Source organism: Collimonas sp. OK307 (assembly GCF_900113705.1).
In the GTDB taxonomy this organism is placed as follows: domain Bacteria; phylum Pseudomonadota; class Gammaproteobacteria; order Burkholderiales; family Burkholderiaceae_D; genus Collimonas.
This window is the reverse complement of sequence record NZ_FOQI01000010.1, coordinates 57936-84122: the sequence shown is the minus strand read 5'-3', so window position 1 is coordinate 84122 and position 26187 is coordinate 57936. Positions and strand designations below refer to the sequence as shown.

The following is a 26187-nucleotide window of genomic DNA, read 5'->3' as shown; positions in this document are numbered from 1 at the left end:
CGATGCCATCCGCGGTCATCCTGTTGCACAACGCCAATCAGTTGACGGACGATGACCGCAACCGCTTCCTTGCCTGTTTAAGTACAGAGGAACTGTTGCGTTACCAACGGTTTCAGCGGCCGGTGCGCCAGAGTGAATTTTTGCTCGGGCGGATCTTGTTGCGGTTTGCGGTCGCCCGCCTTGCCGGCGTCGCAACTGATGCCGTGTGCGTCACCGAGCGTAAGAACCAGGCGCCATTGGTGCAACTGCCCGCCACCAACGCCACGCTCCCTTACTTCAGTTTGTCGCACAGCCGCGGCTGGGTAGCTTGCGCCGCAAGTAACGATACGGCGCTGGGTCTCGATATTGAGACACTGGATGCCGAGCGCGACGTCGATGCTATCGGCCGCGCCGCTTTTTCCGAGGCCGAAAGCAATTGGTTGTCCAGCCGTCCCGCAGACGATAAAGTGGCGGACTTTTATACCATGTGGAGCAGCAAAGAGGCACTGTTCAAACTGATGTCGGCTCAGGAGCGTGCCGCCCCTCCACCAGAGCAAGTAGCCGTCGGTGTACGCTTGCGATCGGGGTCGGATTGGCATGCCCGCACTTGGTCGACGCAAGGTTTGGCGATGACGTTATGCAGTCGTGATCGCTTGCAATCAGTAGCACGGATTTATCTGCATGGCGCTACGCCGTCGGCTTGGTCGCAGCAATTAAGCCGGCACTGAGCACCGCCTGATTTTCTTCCGTAGATTGCGTAGCTAGTCGCTTCCTCATCGACGGTATTTAAGCAGGCTTGATAAGCGGGCTTAATAACGCTGTCAAATAGCAATATTTGTAACCTATTTCTCTCAGAGTTTCTTCAAACGTTTTGCGTTGGCTGTCGCCCGTGCGTGGATCGGATGCAATCCGGTTTGGGCGATGTTCGCCAGTGAAGTGTTGAACTGCGATACCGCCTCGGCAGAGTTGCGGATGGCGTCATGCGCCAGCTTGCTCTGCCGGCGCCCGGATTGATGCAGCGTGCTGCTGCTGGCCACCGACATCAGGTTGGTGGCGCCGTCCAGCATGTGTTGTATTGCCAGGCTGGCAGCTTCCTGATGCGAGCTCATTATCCGAATTGCCATGGCGTGCGCCGACTCCGCGGCCACTTCCATTTTTTCCTGGCTCATCAGATTGAATTCATTACGGTCGCGCTGGTTAGGCGTCGGTCCGGCTAGCGCCATCCGGGCGGTGCGGTGGCCGATCACTTGCGCAGAGGCGCTCATCATTTCCCCCGCTTTGAACAGCAAGTCGGTCCAGGCGTTCAGCGGGGCGGCGCTAATGGGGGGAGTGTTGCGGATTCGGTACGATGTCATGGGGGGGCTCCTTGATCGTTTAAACAGGTGAGGTGATTGAACGGCGGTCTTGCCGCAGAACGTTGTTCCTGTCAGATGCAGGCCGGCGGCGGTTCGGCTTTAACGCATTCGGCGTTAACTCGTGTGCCGGTTGGAGACACTTGCTAATGTAATCTTGATAGCGCTAACAATACCTGTTTTTACGCGTATATTGTGAATTTTGTGCGGCGCTGCAACATAATTTTACAAACGCGTGGCTTACATGCTCAAAAGGCAACCAAACCTTTCTCTTGTGCGTCTATAGGATGCAGCTGGATAAATTTCAAAAATCTTCATAAATCAGTAACATTGCTTCGGGTAAAATCAAAATATGAAAATATTGATCAGCAACGACGATGGTTACCTGGCGCCGGGCATTATCGCTCTGGCGAATGTACTGACACCGATTGCCGAAATAGTGGTGGTAGCCCCGGATAGCAATCGCTCCGGTTCTTCCAACTCGCTGACGCTGGATCGGCCTTTATCTGTGAAGCGCGCTGACAACGGGTTCTATTTTGTGAATGGGACGCCATCTGATTGCGTGCACATAGCCTTGACCGGTTTGCTCAATTTTCGGCCGGACCTGATCGTCTCCGGTATCAATCAAGGTCAAAACATGGGCGATGACACGCTTTATTCCGGCACCGTGGCGGCGGCCACCGAAGGTTTCCTGTTTGGCATTCCGGCCATCGCTTTTTCGCAACTGCACAAAGGCTGGGATGAGTTGGAGGCGGCGGCCACGGTGGCGCGTGAAATCGTCGAGCGCCGCTTTGACAATCTGCCGCAACCCTATTTGCTGAATGTGAATATTCCCAACCTGCCTTACGATCAACTGAAAACCGCAGTCGCGACCCGGCTGGGAAAGCGGCATGAATCTGAAGCTGTCATCAAGGACAAGGATCCGCATGGCCGCGATATTTACTGGATCGGGCCGGCAGGCGCCGCGCGTGATGCCGGCGAGGGCACCGATTTCCATGCTACCGCCAACGGCCACGTTTCGATCACGCCATTGCAGATTGATTTGACGCATTCGGCGCAATTGGCTGCGCTGAGGAAAGACTTGTCATGACCGACAAGGCCAAGCGTTTCCCGCTGACGCTGTCGTCGGTAGTCGACCAAAAATCCAAAACCGATCATAGCAAGCGTAGTGTCGCCACCCCGCAGACCGCAACCAAAAATGCGGCCTGGGAGAGCTCACGGCCGGTACCTGTGCCTCGGACCGCGTCAGGTGCTGCGCCAGCGCCATCGGTAAACAGGTCGATGGCGCGTCCGGCGCAAACGGCAAGTCATGTCGAGCGCTCCGACTCCATGGTGTCCGATGGCGTGCGCAAGGCCATGGTGGATCGGGTTGCCAGGCAGGGGGTGAACGACGCCAGGGTGCTGGCGGCCATGGAAGCGGTGCCACGCCATATGTTCATGGAGCCGGGCTTGTCCAGCCAGGCATACATAGATGCCTCGTTACCGATCGGCCATCATCAGACTATTTCGCAGCCGTATATCGTGGCGCGCATGATAGAGATCATGCGCGATAACCAGCAAGGCGGCGTCTTGAATCGGGTGCTGGAAATCGGCACCGGTTGCGGTTACCAGGCGGCGGTGTTGTCTCTGGTTGCGAAGGAAGTGTACTCGATAGAACGGATCAAACCCTTGCACGAACTGGCGAGAAGCAACTTGCGTCCGCTGCGGATCGCCAATATCCGCTTGCATTATGGAGATGGTATGCTTGGCCTGCCCCAAGTTGCCCCTTTCGACGGTATCATACTGGCTGCAGCCGGCCTCGAAGTACCGCAAGCTTTACTGGACCAATTGACGATCGGCGGCCGTTTGGTGGCGCCGGTCGGTTCCCGTCATCAAGTACTGCAGCTCATCCAGCGAACAAGTAAATTTGATTGGACCAGTACCACACTGGAAGACTGTCATTTTGTGCCTTTGCGTGCCGGGACGGTTTGAGTGATGCCGGTGTGGTTTGAGGAATGGATTGGCGAATAAATTAACGAACAAATTGACGAATATATCGACGAATATATCGATGAATAATCAGCGACTTTGTCGCACATACAAATAAATGTAATGAGAATGAAGAAAACTCGCTTTATAGCTTTGGGATTAATGGTAGGTACGCTTGCCGCATGCACCACTCCGCGTACTCCCGCTCCGGTTGTGGAGCGGCGCCCGGCTGGCAACGTAGCCGGCACGGCAGCACCCGATACATCACGCGCGGCGGAAGGGCGCGGTTCTTATACCGTCAAACCGGGCGATACCCTGTACAGGATTGCGCTTGAATTCGGTCAAAGCTATCGCGATATCGTGGCCTGGAACAAGCTGGAAAACGCCAATGACATCAAAGTCGGTCAGGTTTTGCGGGTCCAGCCACCGGATGGCAGCTCAGGATCTGCCGGTGGCGCGCAGATTGGCAATGTGGCGTCCGGCTCGGGGGTTGAAGTAAGGTCGCTGTCGGCGGCGCCGTCCACTGCTGTGGCAGGCAATTCCGGCAATGCCGGCAACAAGAGCGGGCCGCGTGGCGACAAGCGTCCGTATTCCGATAGCGCGCTGGCGGAGTTGCAAAAGCCGGACGCGCCATCGTCGAGCGAGGTGTCGAAGGCGGCGCCGGCAGCCGTCGCCCCGGCTACTGCTGCTACCGCAGCAGCCAGTGCCGCGGCCAATACTGCAGCCTCGGCGGCGCCGTCGTCCGGCGATGAGGATCGTGTGGACTGGATGTGGCCGGCAGAAGGCAAGCAGGTCGCCTCTTTCGATCAAGGCAAGAAAGGCATCGATATTTCAGGCAAGGCCGGGCAGTCCGTGGTTGCGGCAGCTGGCGGCAAGGTGATGTATGCGGGTAGCGGTATTCGCGGTTATGGTAATTTGGTTATCATCAAACATACCAGCAACTTGTTGTCCGCTTACGCGCATAATAAGACTATCTTGGTGAAAGAGGGGCAGACGGTGAGCAAGGGCCAGAAGATTGCCGAAATGGGGAATTCGGACAGCGATTCAGTCAAGCTGCACTTCGAAATTCGCCAGCAAGGCAAACCTGTCGATCCATCGAAGTTCTTACCTAATCGATAAATGAGCAAACGGCCGACAGATCATCAGGATGACGAGCATGATGCTTCGTCGGAGCAGCTTGCCGACGACGATCAGGAGGATATCGATGCTGCCGTCGCCGGACAGGATGCAGACGACGAAGTCGTGGTCGATGGCGTCGTCGTCGTGGTTGATGGTGTCGAAGAACTGAAGAAAGTGTTGGCGGCCGAGCTGTCGACCGACACCACGCAACACTACCTGAATCAGATCGGCACCCGGCCGCTGTTGTCGGTGACGGAAGAGGTGCATTTCGCGACCTTGGCGAAACAAGGCAATTTTGAAGCCCGGCAGAAAATGATCGAGCACAATCTGCGCCTGGTGGTGTCGATTGCCAAGCACTATATCAACCGTGGCGTAGCCTTGCTCGATTTGATCGAGGAAGGCAATCTCGGCCTGATGCGGGCTATCGACAAGTTCGAGCCTGAGCGCGGCTTCCGGTTTTCTACTTATGCCACCTGGTGGATACGCCAGAGTATCGAACGCGCCATCATGAACCAGGCGCGCACTGTCCGCTTGCCGGTGCATATGGTGCGCGAATTGAACCAGATCCTGCGCGCCAAATACCACCTGGAAGCGCAGCACCACGACGGCAAGGATGCCAGCGCTGAAGATATCGCCCATCTGGTGGACCGTCCGGTGGAAGATGTGCAGGATGTACTGGCGCTGTCGGAGCATGCGGCATCGCTGGATGCGCCGCTGGACCAGGATCCGCTCGCCAGCCTGATGGATCTGTTACCGAGCGCGACTGAGGAAAATCCCGATTCGCGCGCCGAACAGCAGGAAATGTCGATCCTGGTACGGGTCTGGCTGGAAAAGCTGACGGACAAGCAGCGTAACGTGATCATGCGTCGTTTTGGCCTCGATAATGACGATCCTTCGACGCTGGAAGAGCTGGCGGCTGAAATAGGCGTTACGCGCGAGCGGGTGCGGCAGATTCAACAAGAGGCATTGATCAAGCTGAAACGCTTGCTGGGCGCCAAAGGTGTCGGCAAGGACTCCTTTTTGTAGGGCGGGCTTAGGTTGCGCATAGGGTAAATATTGGGTGCCCGCTCGGGTAAACATGGCGCCGCTGCTTTTTTCTCATTTTTTTCTCGTTTTTTTTCTTTATAATCCACCCCTTCATCTGATCAGCCAGGGACAGCATAATTCGCCACAAGGCGCACCGTGGCGGCTCTTGAACACTTTCCCGCAATTCTAGAATTTTCTATGCAACAAGATACTATCGATATCAAATCCCTCGACATGGATGCGCGCGGGATCGGCCATCTGCAAAATGAAGACGGCAGCCAGGGCAAGGTCATTTTTGTCGAGGGCGCTTTGCCGGGCGAGCGCGTCAGTTTCGTGTCGTATCGCAAGAAACCGAAATGGGAAGCGGCCACCATGACCGCCTTGCACAACGAATCGGTATTGCGGGTAAAGCCGCGCTGCGCGGTATTCGGCCTGTGCGGCGGCTGCGCCATGCAGCATCTGGAGCCGACTGCGCAGGTAGCCATCAAGCAGCGGGTGCTGGAAGATAATTTGTGGCATATCAGCAAGGTCAAGGCGGAATCCATGTTGCGCCCGATTTACGGACCGACCTGGGGATATCGTTACCGCGCTCGTATTTCGGTGCGTAATGTGCCAAAAAAAGGCGGGGTGCTGGTCGGTTTTCATGAGAGAAAATCATCTTTCATCACGGACATGAAAGCCTGTGAAGTCTTGCCGGCGAATGTCTCGGCGATGCTGGTGCCGTTGCGCCACCTGATCGGTTCGCTGAGCCTGATCGACCATATTCCTCAGATCGAACTGGCGATCGGCGAGGGGCCGCAAGGCAAGGTTACGGCACTGGTATTGCGTATCATGGCGGCGTTGACGGCAGACGACGAGGTCAAGCTGAAAGCGTTCGCCGACCAATATCAAGTCAACTGGTGGCTGCAAACCGCTGGCCCGGACAGCGCCTATCCGTTTTATCCCGAGCAGAGCGAGTTGTATTACACCCTGCCGGAGTTCGGCGTGCGCATGCCTTTCAAGCCCACCGATTTCACCCAGGTGAACCACCAGATCAACCGGGTAATGGTGGCGCGTGCCTTGCGTTTGCTGGATGTGCAGCCGCATGAGCGAGTAGCCGATCTGTTTTGCGGGCTGGGAAATTTCACTTTGCCCTTGGCTACCCAGGCCCGGGAAGTAGTCGGTATCGAAGGCAGTCAAGCCCTGATTAACCGTGCGGGCGAGAATGCCGCAGTGAATCAGCTGGGTGGCAAAACCACTTTTTATTGCCGCAATCTGTTTGAGGCGAGCGCCGAGGATTTTGTCGCACTGGGTAAGTTCGACCGGATGCTGATCGATCCGCCGCGCGATGGCGCAGCGGCAGTATGCGAGGCGATCGTTGGCCTGGCGGCAATTGACCAGGCGTCGATGATGCCAAAGCGAATTGTGTACGTTTCTTGTAATCCTTCAACCTTGGCGCGTGATGCCGGCTTGCTGATGGCTGGCGGCTATCGCTTGAGCCAGGCGGGGGTGGTGAACATGTTTCCGCATACTGCGCACGTGGAGTCGATGGCGGTGTTTGATTTACCCTGATCAAGGGTTTGAAGCTATAAATAAAAAACCGGCCAAAAGGCCGGTTTTTTGTATGAACAACAGGTTTTGCTCAGTTCCGGTTGCCGCCGAAAATGCCTAACAGGGACAGCAGATTGACAAAGATGTTGTAGACATCCAGGTACAGGCTCAGTGTTGCCGAGATGTAATTTGTCTCGCCGCCATTGATGATGCGTTGCACGTCATACAAGATGTAGGCTGAGAAAATCGCGATGGCAATTACCGATACCGCCAGGTAAAGCGCTGGTATCTGCAGGAAAACATTTGCCAGAGACGCCAGCAGCAGCACGACTACGCCGGCAAACAGCCATTTCCCCATGTTCGAGAAATCGCGCTTGCTGACCGTTGCGATACTTGCCATAACAACAAAAACACTGGCTGTGCCGCCGAAAGCCATCATGATCAGTGTGGCGCCGTTGGAGAAGCCAACCAGCGTATGGCCGATCAGGCGTGACAGCATCAGGCCCATAAAGAAGGTGAAGCCGAGCAGAAGCAATACGCCCCAGCCGCTGTTTTTGGTCTTTTCAATTGCATAGAAGAAACCAAACGCCACAGCCATGAAAGCCATGAAGCCGATCAGCGGACTGTTTCTAAAGAAACTGAAATCCATCTGTACCCCAAGCCAGGCGCCGGCAATCGTCGGCAGCATGGATATTGCCAGCAACCAGTATGTATTGCGCAGTACGCGGTGCTGCACGCTCAGCGCGGTGCTGCCTGGCGAGTAGGTCGATCGCAGATTTTGATCCATCAGGGACTCCTTTGAAAATTGCAAAAGTATTAAACTGTTGCGATCATAGCATTTGCCGACACATCTTTACATCAGACAGCAAAGCCGCAAAGTGGTTCTCTGCGGGTTTTCCAGGCTGCTTAATGATGGGCAACTTGCGTTTTGGCTGGTTTTGACGATTCTATATAGGTGTTTCGTGTTAAAATCAAAGGTTGATTGAATTAGCTTGAATTCATTTTGAATCATTAGGCGATCATTTAAATAAGCACCTTAACCCTTTCTTTTTATTGGAGTTTTTCAGATGGCAATTGAACGCACCCTGTCGATTATCAAACCGGACGCAGTCGCAAAGAACGTAATCGGCCAAATTTACACCCGTTTTGAAAACGCCGGCCTGAAAATCGTTGCTGCCCGCATGACACATCTGTCGCGCGCAGAAGCTGAAGGCTTCTACGCTGTTCACAGCGAGCGTCCTTTCTTCAAGGACCTGGTTGATTTCATGATCTCCGGTCCAGTGATGATTCAAGCACTGGAAGGCGAGAACGCAGTACTGAAGCACCGCGACCTGATGGGTGCAACCGACCCTAAGAAGGCAGAAAAAGGCACTATCCGTGCTGATTTCGCTGATTCGATCGACGCTAACGCAGTACACGGTTCGGACGCAGTTGAAGCGGCAAAAGTTGAAATCGCTTATTTCTTCCCAGCTGCTTAATTGTCGTAAGTAATTGCTGTAAGTAAGTGTCGTAAACAAGTGCTGCCGGCAAGTCAAAATAAGTCAAAACTTGTTTGTGGCTTGCCGTGCAAACTGATGTAATTGCTTTAAATGTTTTGCTTAGTTGGGGGCAAGGTAATTCGCCGCACTTAGGCGGCTTTTGAACTCTGTCCCACAATTATTTTAAATTGGAAATGCCATGACTGCTCTCACCAACCTGCTGGATCTGGATCCCGCACAACTGACCGCTTATTGCGGCGAGTTGGGTGAGAAGCCGTTTCGCGCAAAGCAATTGCTGCGCTGGATTCATCAATTCGGCGCACACGATTTCGATGCAATGACCGATCTTGCCAAGTCATTGCGTGACAAGCTCGCTACCCGGGCGATGATCGCCGCTCCCGCTGTGATCAGCGATCACACCTCGACCGACGGCACCCGCAAGTGGTTGCTGGATGTTGGTCAGGGCAATGCGGTGGAGACGGTGTTTATTCCTGAAGAGAACCGCGGCACCCTGTGTATTTCCACCCAGGCCGGCTGCGCGGTGAATTGCCGTTTTTGTTCTACCGGCAAGCAAGGCTTCAGCCGCAACCTGACGGTCGGTGAAATTATCGGCCAGTTGTGGATGGCTGAATTTGAATTGCGCAAATCCAAGGGTGTCGAGCCGGGCCATAAAGGCGAACGCCAAATCACCAACGTGGTGATGATGGGCATGGGCGAGCCCCTGTTGAACTACGAGCCGACAGTGACAGCGCTCAAACTGATGCTCGACGATAACGCCTACGGTTTGTCGCGTCGCCGGGTAACGTTGTCCACCAGCGGCGTGGTGCCGATGATCGACAAGCTGTCGCAGGATTGTGCGGTGGCGATGGCGGTATCGCTGCATGCTTCCAACGATACCTTGCGCGACGGCCTGGTGCCGCTGAACAAGAAATATCCGCTGCGCGAACTGATGGCTGCCTGCAAGCGCTATCTGGAATTTGCGCCGCGCGACTTCATTACCTTCGAATATTGCATGCTGGATGACGTCAACGATACCGACGCCCATGCACGCGAATTGATCGCCCTGGTGCAGGGCCATGCAGGCGGGCCTGCGGTTCCTTGCAAATTCAACCTGATTCCATTCAATCCGTTCCCGGAATCCGGTTTGAAGCGCTCGAATAATCCGCGCATCAAAGCCTTTGCCCAAATCCTGATGGACGCCGGCATCGTCACCACCGTGCGCAAGACGCGCGGCGATGATATCGATGCTGCCTGCGGCCAGCTTGCCGGCGAGGTGCAGGACCGGACAAAGGTCCAGGAGCGCATGCAGAAAATGACCGAATATCAACAAAAATTCGGCAAGAATTTTGGTCGCATCATCGAGGTGTCTCAGTGATAAAACAAGTAGGTAGCAAGCTGGGGAGCTGGCGTAGCCGGCTGCTGTTCGCCGCGGCGAGTTTGTCGCTATTAACCGGCTTGAGTGCTTGTGGCAACCAGCCGCTTACTCGTGCCGACGAGGGAGGCTCAAGTCGCGAACTGGCCACCAGTTCGGATCAGACCGAGGCGCAGCGCCGGGCAGGCATTCGTTTGCAGCTGGCGGTCGGTTATTACGAGCAGCACCAGCTGGAAGTCGCACTGGATGAGATCAAGCAGGCGGTGGCGGCAGATCCGGACCTGGCCGATGCCTATAGCGTGCGCGGGCTGATCTACATGGAAATGGGCGAGAACCGGCTGGCCGACGATAATTTTCAGCGTGCCTTGCGGCTTTCCCCGAGCAATCCGGACTTTGCCAATAACTATGGCTGGTTCCTGTGCCAGACCGGGCGGCCGAAGGAGTCGATTGCGCATTTCGAGACAGCTCTGAAAAGCCGTAATTACCAGTCGCCGGCAAAAGCGTTGACGAATGCCGGTGTTTGCAGTCTCAAATTCAACGACACCGTGGCGGCGCAACGCTATCTGTCGCAAGCCTTCCAGTTTGACGCCGGCAACCCTCTGACGAACGCCAAGTTGGCGCAGCTGGCGTATGACCGCAACGATTATGAACGGGCTCGGTTTTATATTGGTCTCGTATTAAAAACCGATGTGCAAAATGCGGAAGCATTATGGACAGCAATCAAAGTGGAGCGAAAGTTGGGTGACACAGCTGCAGAGGCAAGTTTGGTAACGCAATTACGCCGTCGGTTTGGCAGCTCCTCGGAGTTCGCGGCATACCAGCGCGGAGCATTCGATGAGTGAGCCTGGGCAACTGAAAACCGAACATGTCGAGCCGGCAGACGTGGAGTATGCGATGCCCCATGCAGCTTCTGAAACTGCTTCCGAATCGGCTAGTGCCGGCCAGCTCTCGCTCGGTGCGCAACTGGCCAGCAGGCGCGAGCAGTTGGGCTGGTCGGTGCCGGATGTGGCTAGCCACCTGAAGCTGGCGCCACGTCAGATCGACGCCATCGAAGCCGATAATTATGCTGCTTTGCCGACCATGGTGATGACGCGCGGTTTTATCCGTTCCTACGCAAAATTGCTGGGCCTGGATGCGACCGCTTTGCTGGCAACCATTTCACCTGGAGTTGCCGCGCAACCGGCGGCCAACCCGATCCATAGCCAGTTGTCGACGCCTTTCTCCGAATCGCCTTTCCATTTGATGGGGCGTAGCAAATTTGCCTATAAATGGCTGGCGGTGCTTGCTGTGTTGCTATTGCTGCTGGCGGTGGCGATACGGATGGACGTAGTGCCCGGTTTGCAGAAAGCGATACAGTCGCTGAGTGAAAAATCGGCTGCTTCGGCAACCGATGGCGGAGATAGTAAGGCCGGTTTGCCTGCAATCACAGAATTACAAGCTGCCGATGCCGCAGCTAACGCTGCTTTGACTGCCGCGCCAGTTGCGCCGGTAAATGGCGGAGCTGTTCCTGAGGCTGGCGTGAATGTTGTGCCGGCAACCACTGCAACCAACACGGTAGCCAACGCTGCGGCAGCCAATCCGGCTACCGCCAGTGGCGGCGAACTGGTCTTGAACTTCCGGCAAGATTCGTGGGTCGAAATCAAGCGCGCCGACAACACTGTGCTGATTTCGCGTCTGGTCAAGGCTGGCAGCACTGAATCGGTTGATATGTCGCAACCGGTCAACGTCATCATCGGTAATCTTGCCGGTGTCGACGCTTCGCTGCGCGGCGCCCCGCTGGATCTGAAGGCCGGTTCCAAAACCAATGTGGCCCGAGTGACGTTGAAATAAGCGTGATCGAAAGAGATAAGCGAGAAAAGCCCATGACGGATACAAATCTGCCGATCGGTTCAGGTCCCAGCGTGCGCCGCCTTAGCCGCAGCGCGCTGATCAGCTATGGCGAGCGCAAGATAATGGTTGGCGGCGGTGCGCCGGTAGTGGTGCAGTCCATGACCAATACCGATACCGCCGACGCCATCGGTACCGCGATCCAGATCAAGGATCTGGCGCGTGCAGGTTCCGAGCTGGTGCGCATCACGGTAAATAATCCGGAAGCGGCAGCAGCAGTGCCTGCGATCCGCGAGCAGCTGGACAAGATGGGTATAGATGTACCTCTGGTCGGCGATTTCCACTACAACGGCCATACACTGTTGAATGACTATCCGGACTGCGCCAGGGCGCTGTCGAAATATCGGATCAATCCGGGCAATGTCGGTAAAGGCGCCAAGCGAGATACGCAGTTTGCGCAAATGATCGAGGCCGCCTGCAAGTATGGCAAACCGGTACGGATCGGCGTCAACTGGGGTAGCCTGGACCAGGCTCTGCTGGCCCGTATCATGGATGAGAATGCCTTGCGCAGCCAGCCGTGGCCGGCGCAAGCGGTGATGTATGAAGCGCTGGTTACCTCGGCGATAGAGAACGCGCAAAGGGCGGAAGAGCTGGGCCTGAAGGGGGATCGCATTATCTTGTCTTGCAAGGTATCCGGCGTGCAGGATCTGATCGCTGTTTATCGCGAGCTGGCGCGGCGCTGCGACTATCCGTTGCATCTCGGTTTGACTGAGGCCGGCATGGGCAGCAAGGGCATCGTCGCTTCGACTGCGGCCTTGTCGGTGCTGCTGCAAGAGGGTATTGGCGACACCATACGGATTTCGCTGACTCCTGAGCCGGGTGGCGATCGCACCAGGGAAGTGATTGTCGGGCAAGAGATCCTGCAAACCATGGGCTTGCGAAAATTCGCGCCGATGGTAATTGCCTGCCCTGGTTGCGGCCGTACCACCTCGACGGTGTTTCAGGATCTGGCTGACAAGATTCAAACCTATTTGCGCGAGCAGATGCCGGTCTGGAAAAAAGCCTATCCCGGCGTCGAAGGCATGAATGTGGCGGTGATGGGTTGTATCGTGAATGGCCCTGGCGAATCGAAGCACGCCAACATCGGCATCAGTTTGCCAGGCACCGGCGAATCGCCGGCGGCGCCGGTGTTCATCGACGGCGAGAAAAAATTGACGCTGCGTGGCGACAAGATTGCCGAAGAGTTCCAGGCGGTGGTGCTGGATTACGTGAAAAGCCATTACGCGCAGCCCGCAGCCTGACGTTGAACTGTCGAAAATTAATCACGAAAAATTAATCACTATTGGTGAATTGAAAAAGAATGTCTGAAAATAAGAAAGCCGACAAGATCGTCGGCGTAAAAGGAATGAACGATATCCTGCCGGCCGATGCGGCCTTGTGGGAATTGTTTGAGAACACGGTACAGTCGGTGCTGAAGAGCTACGGCTTTCAAAAAATCAGTACGCCTATCGTCGAGTCCACCGCCTTGTTTGCGCGTGGCCTCGGCGCAGTGACCGATATCGTCGAAAAGGAAATGTATTCGTTCACCGATTCGATGAACGGCGACAACCTGACCTTGCGCCCCGAAAGCACGGCCGGCGTGGTACGCGCCGCGATTGAACACAATCTGACTTACGACGGCCCCAAGCGGCTCTGGTACAGCGGTCCGATGTTCCGCCATGAGCGCCCGCAACGCGGCCGTTACCGGCAGTTTCATCAGGTTGGCGCCGAAGCCATCGGCTTTACCGGCCCCGATATCGATGCCGAGTTGATCATGCTGTGTCAGCGGCTGTGGGACGATCTCGGCTTGCAGGACGTGAAGCTGCAATTGAATTCGATCGGCGATGCCGAGGAACGCAACCGTCACCGCGCCGACCTGATCGCTTATTTTGAACAGCATCAGGCTTCGCTGGATGCTGATGCGCAACGGCGTTTGCATAGCAATCCCTTGCGTATTCTGGATACCAAGAATCCGGCCATGCAGGAAATGGTCAACGGTGCGCCGCAATTGCTCGACTACCTGGGTGAAGAGTCGCGCGCCCATTTCGAGGGTGTGCAGAAAATCCTGAACCACAACAACATTCCTTTCACCATCAATCCACGGCTGGTACGCGGCATGGATTACTACAACCGCACCGTGTTCGAATGGGTCACCGATCAACTCGGTTCGCAAGGTACGGTGTGCGGCGGCGGTCGTTATGATCCGCTGGTGGAAATGTTTGGCGGCAAGCCGACGCCGGCCTGCGGTTTTGCGATGGGCATCGAGCGTTTACTGGAATTGATGCGCGCCAATGGCGAACAAGCCGTGCGTAACGAATGCGATGTCTATCTGGTGCACCAGGGCGAGGCGGCGCAGCTGCAATCGTTCGTGCTGGCTGAACGTTTGCGTAATGCCGGGCTGGATGTTGTGCTACATTGCGCCTCGTCCAATGCCAGTGGCAGCTTCAAGTCGCAGATGAAGCGCGCGGACGCCAGCGGCGCCGCCTACGCCATCATCATCGGTGAAGACGAAGTGGCTAACCATACCGCTACCGTCAAGACGATGCGCGCCGAAGGCGACAGCGATGGTGAAAAAGCTAGTGCCGGCAATCAAAGTGTCGTACCTTTCGATGCTGTCAGCGATTATCTGGTTGATCAGATCGTCGGCGCCGGCGGCGACCATGATCATGACCATGGCGATCATGAACACGTTCATTATCATCACTAAAGGCACCACTAATTGCAGCACTGATTTCATCACCGAAATTACCACTACCTTCATCACTAAAAACTAAAATCATATGGCATTCGATCTCGACGAACAGGAACAACTGGCAACGCTTAAGGATTGGTGGAATAAATACGGCAATTTGACGACCTGGGTGGTGATTATCGCCCTGGGCGCTTACGCCGGCTGGTCTGGTTGGAATTACTACCAGCGTAGCCAGTCATTGCAGGCGTCGCAGCTTTACGACGAGCAGCAAAAGGCCGTGGCGAGTAAAGACAATGCCAAGGTACAGCGCGCCGCTACCGACATTGAGCAGAAATTCGGGCGTACCGCCTATGCCGGCATGGCTGCGCTGTCGGCGGCCAAAGTCGCTTTCGATGCAAACGATCTGAACACAGCGAAAGATCAGTTGCAGTGGGTGGTCGATCATGGCCGCAGCGAAGACTACAAGGCGCTGGCCAGAATCCGTTTGGCCGGCATCCTGTTGGACCAGAAGGCTTATGACGATGGCTTGAAAGTACTGGCGGCAGATCTGCCGGCGCCTTTCGCCAGCGCTGCAGCTGATCGCAAGGGTGACATCCTGGTAGCCCAGAACAAGCTGGACGAAGCGCGCGCCGCTTACCAATTGGCTTTGGATAAGATGGGCAGCAAGAATCCTGGCAAGGAATTGATTCAATTGAAACTTGATGCGATTGGCGGAGCTCCCGCCAAAGCTGCCGCCTGATAATTCGGAAAAAGGAAGAATATGCGTGTGAAGACTATGCGAGCGGTTACTGCGGTTGTTTATGCTGGCGCCTTGTTGGTATTGGGCGGCTGTTCCCTGTTCAGTGGTAAGAAACCGAGTAATCCGCCGGCGCCTTTGGTCGAGTTTACGCAAAGCCTCAAAGTACACACCGCCTGGACCCAGTCGATAGGCAAAGCCTCCATCTTCACTTTCTCGCCTGTTGTTGCCGGCGATAGCGTCTACGCAGCGGCGGCCGACGGTACTGTTACGCGTATCGATGCCGCCACCGGCAAGGTTGCCTGGAGCATCAAGGCCGGCATGAATCTGACCGGCGGCGCCGGCAGCGACGGCACTACAGTTGCGGTGGCGGGCGAAAAAGGTGTCGTACTGGCGTTTGACGCCCAGGGCAAAAAACTGTGGCAGGCACAAGCTTCCAGCGAGATATTGTCCGCTCCGGCGGTCGGCCAGGGCTTGGTTATCGTACGCAGCCAGGATAATCGGGTTGCCGCTTATGATGTGGCAACCGGTGAACGTCGCTGGGCCGTGCTGCGTACCTTGCCGACACTGACTTTGCGTTCGGCGCCGGGTATCCTGGTTGTGCCTCAAGCAACTTTCCTGTCCTTGCCGGGCGGCCGTCTGTCAGCGTTGAACCTGACTAACGGTGGTCCATGGTGGGAGATGGCAATTGGCGATCCACGCGGCACCACAGAGCTGGAGCGGATTGCCGATGCTTCCGGCACGCCGGTGATTGTCGGACGTGACGTCTGCGCTGTTGCCTACCAGGGCCGGGTTGGCTGCTTTGATGCCGGCAGCGGCACCGCGCACTGGGTCAAGCCGTTCTCCAGCGGTGTTGGCGTCGGTAGTGATGGCAAGAACGTGTATGCCGCCGACGAGCATGGCGCCGTATCGGCGTTCACCGTGGACAGCGGTGCGGTAGTATGGCAAAACAAACAGCTCGCCAACCGTGTGCTGACTACTCCGGTAGTATTAGGCAATACGGTAGTCGTGGGTGATTTTGAAGGTTATATTCACTTCTTGTCACGTGACGACGGCGCACTGAAAGCACGTATTCGTGCAGATAGCAGCCCGGTTCTGCCAAATCCGGTGGTGGCAGGCTCTAATGTGATTTTTCAAACAAAATCCGGAACACTAATTGCTGTTACTTCCGAGTAATGGTTTGGAACCTGTTTAGGATCTGTAGCCTCAGCAAACTGCGCTGACCTGGGATCAGTAGGTGATAAACGGCGCGGAGAAACCGGAATGTACTTCGGTACATGAGGATTTCGAGCACCGTTTAACGCCAAATCACGCCCGCGCAGTAAGATCATAAATAAGTTCTTAGTGAAAATAACTTAGTGAAAACAACTTAATGAAGCCAGTAATTGCACTTGTAGGACGTCCCAATGTCGGCAAATCGACGTTATTCAATCGTCTGACGCGTTCCCGTGACGCGTTGGTCGCCGATTTGCCCGGCTTGACTCGCGATCGCCATTATGGCGAAGGGCGGGTCGGCGAACGCCCGTTCCTGGTGATCGATACTGGTGGTTTCGAGCCGGTTGCCAAAGACGGCATCATGCACGAGATGGCTAAGCAGACCAAGCAGGCGGTAGCTGAAGCCGATGTGGTGATCTTTATCGTCGACGGCCGTCAAGGTTTGACGCCGCACGACAAGACCATCACCGATTTTTTGCGCAAATCCGGCCGCTCCGTAATGCTGGTGGTGAATAAATCCGAGGGCATGAAATACACCTCGGTCACCGCCGAATTCTATGAGCTCGGCATGGGTGACCCGTACGTCATTTCGGCTGCCCACGGCGACGGCGTCACCGATCTGGTGGAAGAGTCGCTGGATCTGGCGTTCGCACAGCGGCCGCCGGAAGTCGACGAGCCAGAGGGCAAAGAAGATCGCGGCATCAAGATCGCTATCGTCGGTCGCCCGAACGTCGGTAAATCCACGTTGGTGAATACCTTGCTGGGTGAAGAGCGCGTGATTGCGTTCGACATGCCCGGCACCACGCGCGACTCGATTGAAATTCCGTTCGAACGCGACGGCAAGAAATATACGTTGATCGATACTGCCGGTATCCGGCGCCGCGGCAAGGTTTTCGAAGCTATCGAAAAATTTTCCGTGGTCAAGACCTTGCAATCCATTTCGGAAGCCAACGTAGTTTTGCTGTTGCTCGATGCGCAGCAGGACATTTCCGAGCAGGATGCCCACATCGCCGGCTTCGTGCTGGAGACAGGGCGTGCATTGGTGGTCGGCGTTAATAAGTGGGATGGCCTGACCAGCGATCGCCGTGATGAAATCAAGATGGATATGGATCGTAAATTGAATTTTCTTTCATTTGCGAAATTCCATTTTATTTCTGCGCTGAAATCAACCGGCATCACGCCTTTGATGAAATCGATCGATTCCGCCTATGCAGCGGCCATGTCCAACCTGACTACGCCGAAGCTCACGCGCGCCTTGATCGAGGCAGTAGAGCATCAGCAACCTCGTCGCAAGGGCTCTATCCGTCCGAAGCTGCGCTATGCCCACCAGGGCGGCATGAATCCACCTATCGTGGTCATCCATGGCAATGCCCTGGAATCGATCGAAGATAACTATAAGCGTTATCTGGAAAAACATTTTCGAGAAACTTTTTCGCTGGTTGGGACTCCATTACGCATCGAGTTCAGATCCAGTCGGAACCCTTACGCGCGCCAGGAAAAATAATCTTTTAAAAACACTTTTTTCTGAGCAGTAAATCCGAAAATCGTTTACATTCGTAAAACACCCACCGAGTCATTCGCTAGAATCATATTGGTTCTATATTTAATTTGCATTTGACTTCTAATCACAACAACACAGTGGAGTAGCCATGAGTAATAAAGGGCAATTGTTACAAGACCCGTTTTTGAACGCCTTGCGTAAAGAGCACGTCCCGGTTTCCATCTATTTGGTCAACGGCATCAAGCTGCAAGGCCATATCGAATCCTTTGATCAATACGTAGTTTTATTGCGTAATACCGTTACCCAAATGGTATACAAACACGCCATCTCAACCGTAGTTCCGGCACGTGCTGTCAATCTGAATCTTGAATCTGAAGCAGAATAACTATTTGAAGCAGAATAACTATTTGCTATCGGCAAGGGCCGCAGCTACTACACGAATGAACCCATGCGCGCAGCGCTAGTCGGAGTGGACTTCGGCAAAGGTGACTTTGCCGCAAGTCTCGAAGAGCTGTCATTGCTGGCCAAGTCAGCCGGCGCGGTTCCGCTTGCCACCATTACCGGCAAGCGCAGCAGCCCGGACGCCGCCTTGTTTGTCGGTTCCGGCAAAGCACAGGAAATAGCCGACGCCGTGTTTGATGATGAGCTTGAAATCGTCATTTTCAATCATGCCTTGTCACCGGCTCAGCAACGCAATCTTGAACGCGTTCTAAAAGTCAGGGTTCTGGATCGCACCAGCCTCATACTCGACATCTTTGCCCAAAGAGCCAAAAGCCATGAGGGTAAAGTGCAGGTGGAGCTTGCGCAGTTGCAACATCTGGCAACGCGGCTGATACGCGGCTGGACTCACCTGGAACGGCAAAAGGGCGGTATCGGTTTGCGTGGTCCTGGTGAAACCCAGCTTGAAACCGACCGTCGTTTGTTAGGCGATCGGGTCAAAGCCTTGCGCGCCCGGCTGGACAAGCTACATCGGCAACATGCAACGCAACGGCGCGCACGCGGGCGCAGTGCGACTATTTCGATTTCGCTGGTGGGCTACACCAATGCCGGCAAATCAACCTTGTTCAACGCGCTGGCGAAAGCCGGTGTATATGCAGCGGACCAGTTGTTTGCAACACTGGACACCACTTCCAGAAGGGTTTATCTGGGCGAGGCGGGCAGTGTGGTGATTTCCGATACGGTCGGATTCATTCGCGAATTACCGCATCAACTGGTTGCTGCATTCAGGGCGACACTGGAAGAAACCATCCATGCCGATTTGTTGCTACACGTGGTGGATGCAGCAAGTCCGGCGCGTATGGAGCAAATCGAACAGGTGAACCTGGTGCTGAAAGAAATCGGCGCCGATCATATTCCCCAGATTCTGGTGTGGAACAAGATCGACGTTGCAGAACTGGAGCCGGGGGTAGAACGTGATGAGTATGATAAAATTCAGCGAGTTTTTGTTAGCGCGCAAAAGGGCCAGGGTCTGGATTTGTTGCGGCAGGCTATTACCGAATTCGTAACCGGCAATCCGGTGGCAACGGCATATTCACTGCCAGCCATCGAAAGCACACAGCAGGTGTAAAACCGTTCTAAATTAAATAAAAGTAAACGCCTCTAACGAGCATTCCAACCTATTTGTTTTATTTACTTAAAGATAACGATCGAATGCTTGGCACCTTATTCAAAAAACTTGGCTTGAAATTTTCGTTGAACGATCCGCAATGGGGTCGGAATTCACAAAATGACAACAAGCAAAACAACGATGGCAAAAAGCCAAACAGCGGCCCTCCGGATCTGGACAAGCTTTGGCAAGATTTCAATCAACGCCTGACACGCTGGCTGGGTAACAAGAGCGGCGGCGGTAGCGATTCAAATGGCGGCGGTTTCAATCCGGGCATGAAAGGCGCCGGAGTCGGCGCCGGCGCGATTGCAGTCGTGGTGGCCCTGTTGTGGCTGGCCAGCGGTTTCTTTACCGTCCAGGAAGGCCAGACCGGTGTTGTGATGACTTTCGGCAAGTACAGCCATTCGACCACCCCGGGTTTCAACTGGCGCTGGCCGTACCCGATTCAGAGCCATGAAATCGTCAACGTTTCGCAGGTGCGTACGGTTGAGGTCGGCTATCGCGCCAATGCCAAGAACAAGCAACCAAAAGAAGCCCTGATGCTGACCGATGATGAAAACATCATCGATATCCAGTTTGCCGTCCAATACACATTGAAGAGTGCATCCGACTGGATTTTCAACATTCGCGATCCGGAAGAAACCGTGCGCCAGGTGGCCGAAACTTCGATTCGTGAAATCGTCGGTAAAAACAAGATGGATTTCGTGCTGTATGAGGGCCGGGAGAAAGTGGCTCTGGATACCAGCCAGTTGATGCAGCGGATTCTGGATCACTATCAGGCCGGCGTGCAAATCACCAATGTCACGATGCAAGGCGTGCAACCGCCGGAGCAGGTGCAAGCTGCGTTTGACGATGCGGTAAAAGCCGGACAGGATCGCGAGCGTCAAAAGAATGAAGGCCAGGCTTATGCCAATGACGTGATTCCAAAGGCACGCGGTGCGGCGTCGCGTTTGCTGCAGGAAGCGGAAGCGTACAGCGCCCGAGTGACTGCCAACGCCGAGGGTGATGCTTCGCGTTTCAAACAGGTTCTGACCGAATACCAGAAAGCGCCTGCAGTAACGCGAGACCGGATGTATCTGGATACCATGCAGCAAATTTTTGCGAATACGACAAAAGTAATGGTTGATGCTAAGAGCGGGAGTAATTTATTGTATTTGCCATTGGATAAGCTGATTGCACAATCGGCGGCAGCTGCCGTGCCGGGTGCCGGTTCAGGTAGCGCAGCAAGCGGTGCGGCCCCTTCAGTGATGAAGGATGGCGCCAGCACGATTGAATCGCGGCCGCAGACGGATGATCGTTCGCGTGATAGCCGGGACTCTCGTGATCGGGAGGGCAGATAATGAATCGCCTTATCTCGTTGCTGATATTCGTCTTCGTCGCGCTGTGGCTGATGCTCTCCACCATCTTTGTGGTTGACCAGCGCCAATATGCAATCTTGTTCGCTTTTGGTGAAGTGAAGCAGGTAATTAGCCAGCCTGGCTTGCATTTCAAACTGCCGCCGCCGTTTCAAAACGTGCTGTTCCTGGATAAACGGGTCTTGACTATCGATCCGCCGGATACAGACCGTTTTATTACTGCGGAAAAAATGAATATCCTGATCGACGCCTTTGTAAAATGGCGGATTACCGATCCGAAATTGTATTTCGTCAGTTTCGGCGGTGATGAAAAACGTGCTCAGGACCGCATGTCGCAAATCGTCAAAGCCGCTTTGAACGATGAAATTACCAAGCGCACCGTGCGTGAAGTGATTTCCGGCCAGCGCGGCAAGGTGATGGATTCGATTCGTCAAAAGGTGCAGGATGAATCCAAGCAGATCGGTGTCGATATCATTGATGTCCGCCTGAAACGGGTGGATTACGTCGACCAGATCAATGCCTCGGTTTATGATCGCATGAAGTCGGAGCGTTTGCGGGTAGCTAATGAATTGCGTTCGACCGGTTCTGCCGATTCGGAAAAGATTCGTGCCGATGCTGATAAGCAACGTACGGTGATTCTGGCGGAAGCCTATCGCGATGCAGAAAAGATGCGCGGTGAGGGCGATGCCAAAGCTTCGCAGATTTATGCCCAGGCATTTGGTCAGAACCCGGAGTTTTACAAGTTCTATCGTAGCCTCGAAGCTTATCGTGCCAGCTTCAAGACCCGTCAGGACTTGATGGTGGTTGATCCGAATTCGGAATTCTTTAAATATTTCCGGAGTCCGGCCGGCGGCGGAGCTGCGGTATCCGCAAAAAAATAAGTCTTTTTCTGCAAGACTGAAGTTGTCCGGGAATGGCGCACTCGCTTGAGGCGCCATTCCTTATTTTCGACGGCCGTATATTTGTGTTGTTTTTTTATTAAAAAAACAATCGATTGATTGATTAATTTATCAAATTAATCAAATCCTCAGCCTTTAGCCGAATTGATTCACAAAAGTAATTTTCCCTAGATTCATTTTTAATATGCCGAATTGGCTTCTCCCTGAAAATATTGCCGATGTCTTGCCGTCGGAAGCGCGCAAGATTGAAGATCTGCGTCGCCTGATACTGGATAATTTCCGTTTGTATGGCTACGAACTGGTCATGCCGCCGATGCTGGAATATCTGGAGTCCTTGCTGGCCGGCGCCGGCCAGGATACCGATCTGCGGACCTTCAAACTGGTTGACCAGCTGTCCGGCCGCACGCTCGGTATTCGTGCCGACATGACCACCCAGGTTGCCCGTATCGATGCGCATTTGCTGAATCGCGAGTCGGTTACCCGTCTGTGCTACGTCGGCAGCGTCTTGCATACCCGCCAGATCGGCTTGCACGCCACCCGCGAACCGTTGCAGATCGGCGCCGAGATTTACGGCCATCTGGGGCTTGAAGCCGATGCCGAAATCCAGGAACTGGCGCTGGCGACCCTGGCCTTGGCCGGAATTACCCAGGTGCGGCTGGATTTGTGCCATGTCGGTATTTTGCGCACAATTATCGGCGGCGACGATGCCGCCAAAGTGGATGAAAGCGAATTGGTCGCGTTGCTGGAAGCAAAGGATTTGCCTGGCTTACGCACCATCAGCGTCAATTACAAGCCACAGACCCGCGCCGCCTTGCTGGCGCTGCCCGGTTTATATGGCGATGCCAGCGTATTGCAGCAGGCGCGGCAGGTGTTGCCGGCTTTGCCAGCCATCGCCAAGGCGCTGGACGAACTGGAAACCCTGGCGGAAGCCGCCGGGAAAGATTGCGTTACCGTCGATTTAGCCGACTTACGCGGGTATCATTACGAAAGTGGTTTGATTTTCGCCGCCTACGTGCCCGGTTTGCCGAACGCCATATTGCGCGGCGGCCGTTACGACGTCGGTGCGGCATTCGGCCGTTCGCGTCCGGCCACCGGCTTCTCGATGGATTTGCGCGAGCTGGCAAGACTGATTCCGGTAGCAATCCGCAAGCGCGCAATTCATGCGCCTTGGGGAGTTGAAGCAGGTTTGAAGGAAAAGATCGTTGAGTTGCGCAAGGCTGGGGAAGTTGTGATCCAGAGTCTGCCCGGCCACGAAAACGATCAAGACGAGTTCGATTGCGACCGCGCGGTCGTACTCGAAAATGGAAACTGGATTATCAAAAATTTGGACTAAGTGATGTTACAGAAAAGCACCGCAAAAAACGTCGTTGTGATTGGCACCCAATGGGGCGACGAAGGAAAAGGCAAGATCGTTGACTGGCTTACCGATCACGCACAAGCAGTTGTGCGTTTTCAGGGTGGCCATAACGCTGGCCATACATTGGTCATCGGCGGTCACAAGACGGCGTTGCAGCTGATCCCGTCCGGTATCATGCGGCCCGGCGTGGCCTGCTATATCGGCAATGGCGTCGTGCTGTCGGTTCCCGATTTGCTGCGCGAGATCGATAAATTGGAGGCCGTCGGGGTGGAAGTCGCTTCGCGCCTGAAAATCTCCGAAGCTTGCCCGATCATCCTGCCGTACCACACCGCTCTCGATGCGGCGCGTGAAGCGGCGCGCGGCGATGCCAAGATCGGCACCACCGGCAAAGGGATCGGCCCTGCCTACGAAGACAAGGTAGCACGCCGCGCGATTCGCGTTGCCGACCTGCTAAACGAGAAGCGCTTCGCCGAAAAGCTGGCAGCCAATCTGGAATATCACAATTTCGTCCTGACCAATTACCTGAAGGCGCCAGCTGTCGATTATCAAAAGACGCTGGACGATGCACTGGCAACTGTGGAACGCCTGCGGCCGATGGTGGCAGACGTGTCGAGCGACCTGTACGCAGCCTACAACGACGGCGCCAGCCTGTTGTTCGAAGGCGCGCAAGGCAGTCTGCTGGACGTTGACCACGGCACTTATCCGTTCGTCACATCGAGCAACTGCGTAGCGGGTAATGCCGCCGCCGGTAGCGGTGTCGGTCCCAACATGCTGCACTACATCCTGGGCATCACCAAGGCTTACACTACTCGTGTCGGTTCCGGCCCGTTCCCGTCCGAACTGGCGACCGACCAAGGCGTTGGCAAGCATCTGGCGAGCGTTGGCCATGAATTCGGTACCGTCACCGGTCGCGCCCGTCGTTGCGGCTGGTTCGATGCCGCGCTGCTGAAGCGTTCGGTGCAGATCAATGGCGTGTCCGGCATGTGCCTGACCAAGCTGGACGTGCTGGATGGCCTGGAAACACTGAAATTGTGCACCGGCTATACACTCAACGGCAAGACGGTCGATATCTTCCCGGTCGGCGCTGAAGAAGCTGCATTGTGCCAGCCAATCTATGAAGAAATGCCAGGCTGGACCGAGTCCACCGTTGGCGCCAAATCCATGGATGCCTTGCCGGCGACTGCCCGTGCCTACATCAAACGTATCGAAGAATTGGTAGGCGTGCCTATCGATATGGTCTCGACCGGTCCTGACCGTGAAGAAACCATCGTTTTGCGCCATCCATTTAAATAATTGCAAAATAATTGCAAAATAAGAGCAATATGAACAAATCAGATGATAAAGACCTGTGGGTCTCGTGGGATGAATATCACCGCATAATTGAAAAACTGGTATTGAATGTCCATGCCTCCGGCTGGCAATTCGACCAGGTGCTGTGCCTGGCGCGTGGCGGTTTGCGTCCGGGCGACGTGTTTTCACGTATTTTCGATGTGCCGCTGGCGATCTTGTCGACCAGCTCGTACCGCGAAGATGCCGGCACGGTTCGCAGCGAACTCGATATCGGCAAACACATCACCATGAGCCGCGGCGCCTTGTCCGGCCGGGTTCTGGTGGTGGATGACCTGGTCGATTCCGGCGTTACGCTGGACAAGGTCTTGCATCACCTGAAAGAAAACTATGCGCCGGTAACCGAGGTGAAGTCAGCGGTAATCTGGTGGAAGGCATGTTCTTCGCTCAAGCCGGATTTTTACGTCGATTACCTGCCGACCAATCCATGGATTCACCAGCCTTTCGAAGAGTACGATAGCCTGCGTCCACATCAGCTGGAAGCATGGAGTAAAAAGGGCGTATCGAGATAATCGAGCGCGCTTGCAAAGAAAGCCTCGTTGCTCACACAACGAGGCTTTTTTACGTCCCTATTGCGGCAGGTCGACCCAGCTCGAATCCTGCGCGTGGCTGCGCAGTACGGCCTCGATAAATTTCATTCCCGATACGCCGTCCTTGACAGTCGTCAGATAGCGGCTGCTGTCGGGCAGGGGCTGCCCGCCGCTCAGCGCGGCGATTTGCGCAGCAGCGTCTACGTACAGCTGGGCAAACGCTTCCAGGTAACCTTCCGGATGCCCGGCCGGCACACGCGTGGCGTGCGCCGCCGCCTGGCCTGACGCACGGCCGCGCGTGATGCATTGCGCCTGGCCGCCTTGTGGCGTGAACCATAGCTGGTTCGGGTTTTCCTGGTCGAAGGCCAGGCTGGCTTTGCTGCCATACAAGCGCAGCCGTAGCGCATTTTCGCAACCGGTGGCTACCTGGCTGGCCCACAAGGTTCCGCGCGCGCCGTTGGCGTAGCGCAGCATCACCTGAACATGATCGTCGACCTGTCGTCCCGGCACAAAGGTGTGCAATTCGGCCAGCAGTTGCGTCGGTGTTGCGCCGCTGATGTATTGCGCCAGCTGATAGGCATGGCTGCCGACATCGCCCAAGGTGCCGGCCGGGCCGTTACGGGCTGGATCCGAGCGCCAGCCGAGTGCGCCTGGATCTTGCGCGCCGCTTGCGGCAGCTGCGGCGGCCGCAGGTATTTCATCTGCCAGCCAATCCTGGGAGTATTCCACCTGCAGCAGCCGCAGTTCACCTAATGCGCCGGACTCTACCAATTCCTTTGCATGGCGCACCAGCGGGTAGCCGGTATACGTGTGGGTCAGAGCGAACACCAGGTTTTTCTGTTGCGCTAGCGCCGCCAGTTCTTGCGCCTCTTGCAAGGAAATGGCCAGCGGCTTGTCGCAGATGACGTGGATGCCTGCCTCCAGAAACGCCGTGGCGACCGGTGCGTGCAAATGATTGGGCGTGACAATGGCCACCACGTCGATGCCGTCGGCGCGTGCCTCTTCCTGGCGTGCCATATCAACGTAACTGGTATAGCTGCGAGCCGGGTCGAGTCGAATTGCAGCAGCGCTTGATGCCGCGCGCGCCGGGTCGCTGGATAAAGCGCCGGCGACCAATTCATAATGATCGTCCAGGCGCGCTGCCATGCGATGCACGGCACCGATGAAGGCGCCGTCGCCGCCACCGACCATGCCTAACCGTAAACGCTGCAGACGCCCTGGTAGCCTGGTTTCCTGTTTGCCGTGATTGATTCCCATGG

The 26187-nt window shown here is 55.4% G+C and carries 25 protein-coding genes; 22 read left to right on the top strand and 3 right to left on the bottom strand.

The genetic code is table 11. The annotated features are described in order from the left end of the window. The first annotated feature begins 2 nt into the window (after nucleotides 1-2). Nucleotides 3-707, top strand: coding sequence for a 4'-phosphopantetheinyl transferase family protein (locus BM205_RS14415; RefSeq protein WP_092415575.1), 705 nt, complete (start codon nucleotides 3-5; stop codon nucleotides 705-707). Nucleotides 708-830: 123 nt separating this feature from the next. Here the strand turns inward: BM205_RS14415 and BM205_RS14410 are convergent, their stop codons facing one another. Beyond that, the gene (locus tag BM205_RS14410) at nucleotides 831-1334 is read right to left on the bottom strand and encodes a polyhydroxyalkanoate granule-associated phasin (protein WP_092415574.1); all 504 of its coding nucleotides are present in this window, start codon (nucleotides 1332-1334) and stop codon (nucleotides 831-833) included. A gap of 349 nt (nucleotides 1335-1683) precedes the next feature. Here BM205_RS14410 and surE point away from each other — a divergent pair, with 349 nt between their 5' ends. From surE to rlmD, 5 genes are all read left to right on the top strand, one after another. Further along, nucleotides 1684-2421: a 5'/3'-nucleotidase SurE gene (gene surE / locus BM205_RS14405; RefSeq protein WP_092415573.1), complete on the top strand. Its 738-nt coding sequence runs from the start codon at nucleotides 1684-1686 to the stop codon at nucleotides 2419-2421. Beyond that, on the top strand, nucleotides 2418-3302 hold the full coding sequence (locus BM205_RS14400) for a protein-L-isoaspartate(D-aspartate) O-methyltransferase (RefSeq protein WP_092415572.1): 885 nt from the start codon (nucleotides 2418-2420) through the stop codon (nucleotides 3300-3302). Before surE ends, BM205_RS14400 begins: the two co-directional genes overlap by 4 nt. Before the next feature lie 126 nt (nucleotides 3303-3428). Beyond that, nucleotides 3429-4418 (top strand): peptidoglycan DD-metalloendopeptidase family protein, encoded by a 990-nt coding sequence (locus BM205_RS14395; protein WP_092415571.1) that lies wholly within the window; start codon nucleotides 3429-3431, stop codon nucleotides 4416-4418. Further along, nucleotides 4419-5444, top strand: a complete 1026-nt coding sequence (gene rpoS, locus BM205_RS14390; protein WP_092415570.1) for an RNA polymerase sigma factor RpoS — start codon at nucleotides 4419-4421, stop codon at nucleotides 5442-5444. 198 nt (nucleotides 5445-5642) lie between these two features. Continuing rightward, nucleotides 5643-6995, top strand: a complete 1353-nt coding sequence (gene rlmD, locus BM205_RS14385; protein ID WP_092415569.1) for a 23S rRNA (uracil(1939)-C(5))-methyltransferase RlmD — start codon at nucleotides 5643-5645, stop codon at nucleotides 6993-6995. 70 nt (nucleotides 6996-7065) lie between these two features. On the opposite strand, the gene BM205_RS14380 is transcribed toward rlmD, so the two are convergent. Beyond that, nucleotides 7066-7761, bottom strand: coding sequence for a Bax inhibitor-1/YccA family protein (locus tag BM205_RS14380; RefSeq protein ID WP_092415568.1), 696 nt, complete (start codon nucleotides 7759-7761; stop codon nucleotides 7066-7068). 280 nt (nucleotides 7762-8041) lie between these two features. Between BM205_RS14380 and ndk the strand changes: the two genes are divergently transcribed. The 16 genes from ndk (at nucleotide 8042) to BM205_RS14300 (ending at nucleotide 24910) form a co-directional block, all read left to right on the top strand. Further along, nucleotides 8042-8452: a nucleoside-diphosphate kinase gene (gene ndk, locus BM205_RS14375; protein ID WP_092415567.1), complete on the top strand. Its 411-nt coding sequence runs from the start codon at nucleotides 8042-8044 to the stop codon at nucleotides 8450-8452. Nucleotides 8453-8651: 199 nt separating this feature from the next. Continuing rightward, nucleotides 8652-9827, top strand: a complete 1176-nt coding sequence (gene rlmN / locus BM205_RS14370; RefSeq protein ID WP_092415566.1) for a dual-specificity RNA methyltransferase RlmN — start codon at nucleotides 8652-8654, stop codon at nucleotides 9825-9827. Beyond that, nucleotides 9824-10666: a type IV pilus biogenesis/stability protein PilW gene (gene pilW, locus BM205_RS14365; RefSeq protein ID WP_092415565.1), complete on the top strand. Its 843-nt coding sequence runs from the start codon at nucleotides 9824-9826 to the stop codon at nucleotides 10664-10666. Before rlmN ends, pilW begins: the two co-directional genes overlap by 4 nt. Continuing rightward, complete coding sequence (locus BM205_RS14360; protein WP_092415564.1) at nucleotides 10659-11654, top strand: helix-turn-helix domain-containing protein; 996 nt, start codon at nucleotides 10659-10661, stop codon at nucleotides 11652-11654. Before pilW ends, BM205_RS14360 begins: the two co-directional genes overlap by 8 nt. 32 nt (nucleotides 11655-11686) lie before the next feature. After that, the gene (gene ispG, locus BM205_RS14355) at nucleotides 11687-12952 is read left to right on the top strand and encodes a flavodoxin-dependent (E)-4-hydroxy-3-methylbut-2-enyl-diphosphate synthase (protein ID WP_092415563.1); all 1266 of its coding nucleotides are present in this window, start codon (nucleotides 11687-11689) and stop codon (nucleotides 12950-12952) included. A gap of 59 nt (nucleotides 12953-13011) precedes the next feature. Further along, entirely contained in the window at nucleotides 13012-14397 is a 1386-nt protein-coding gene (gene hisS, locus BM205_RS14350) for a histidine--tRNA ligase (protein ID WP_092415562.1), read from the top strand. Nucleotides 14398-14470: 73 nt separating this feature from the next. After that, entirely contained in the window at nucleotides 14471-15121 is a 651-nt protein-coding gene (locus BM205_RS14345) for a YfgM family protein (protein ID WP_092415561.1), read from the top strand. 21 nt (nucleotides 15122-15142) lie between these two features. Next, nucleotides 15143-16294 (top strand): outer membrane protein assembly factor BamB, encoded by a 1152-nt coding sequence (gene bamB / locus BM205_RS14340; RefSeq protein WP_092415560.1) that lies wholly within the window; start codon nucleotides 15143-15145, stop codon nucleotides 16292-16294. A 196-nt stretch (nucleotides 16295-16490) separates the two neighbouring features. Further along, nucleotides 16491-17837, top strand: a complete 1347-nt coding sequence (der, locus tag BM205_RS14335) for a ribosome biogenesis GTPase Der (protein ID WP_092358105.1) — start codon at nucleotides 16491-16493, stop codon at nucleotides 17835-17837. A gap of 145 nt (nucleotides 17838-17982) precedes the next feature. Then, nucleotides 17983-18219 (top strand): RNA chaperone Hfq, encoded by a 237-nt coding sequence (gene hfq / locus BM205_RS14330; RefSeq protein WP_019141241.1) that lies wholly within the window; start codon nucleotides 17983-17985, stop codon nucleotides 18217-18219. Between the two features lie 63 nt (nucleotides 18220-18282). Then, entirely contained in the window at nucleotides 18283-19401 is a 1119-nt protein-coding gene (gene hflX / locus BM205_RS14325; protein ID WP_092415559.1) for a GTPase HflX, read from the top strand. A gap of 83 nt (nucleotides 19402-19484) precedes the next feature. Further along, nucleotides 19485-20780 carry an FtsH protease activity modulator HflK gene (hflK, locus tag BM205_RS14320; protein WP_092415558.1) on the top strand — a complete coding sequence of 432 codons (1296 nt, stop codon included), beginning with the start codon at nucleotides 19485-19487 and terminating at the stop codon, nucleotides 20778-20780. Then, nucleotides 20780-21676, top strand: coding sequence for a protease modulator HflC (hflC, locus tag BM205_RS14315; RefSeq protein WP_092415557.1), 897 nt, complete (start codon nucleotides 20780-20782; stop codon nucleotides 21674-21676). Before hflK ends, hflC begins: the two co-directional genes overlap by 1 nt. A 202-nt stretch (nucleotides 21677-21878) precedes the next feature. Next, nucleotides 21879-23027: an ATP phosphoribosyltransferase regulatory subunit gene (locus BM205_RS14310; RefSeq protein ID WP_092415556.1), complete on the top strand. Its 1149-nt coding sequence runs from the start codon at nucleotides 21879-21881 to the stop codon at nucleotides 23025-23027. Nucleotides 23028-23030: 3 nt separating this feature from the next. Beyond that, nucleotides 23031-24344, top strand: a complete 1314-nt coding sequence (locus BM205_RS14305; protein WP_092415555.1) for an adenylosuccinate synthase — start codon at nucleotides 23031-23033, stop codon at nucleotides 24342-24344. Between the two features lie 29 nt (nucleotides 24345-24373). After that, the gene (locus BM205_RS14300) at nucleotides 24374-24910 is read left to right on the top strand and encodes a phosphoribosyltransferase (RefSeq protein ID WP_014005912.1); all 537 of its coding nucleotides are present in this window, start codon (nucleotides 24374-24376) and stop codon (nucleotides 24908-24910) included. 57 nt (nucleotides 24911-24967) lie between these two features. Here BM205_RS14300 and BM205_RS14295 read toward each other — a convergent pair whose 3' ends face one another. Next, the gene (locus BM205_RS14295) at nucleotides 24968-26185 is read right to left on the bottom strand and encodes a Gfo/Idh/MocA family protein (protein WP_092415554.1); all 1218 of its coding nucleotides are present in this window, start codon (nucleotides 26183-26185) and stop codon (nucleotides 24968-24970) included. Nucleotides 26186-26187: the final 2 nt, after the last annotated feature.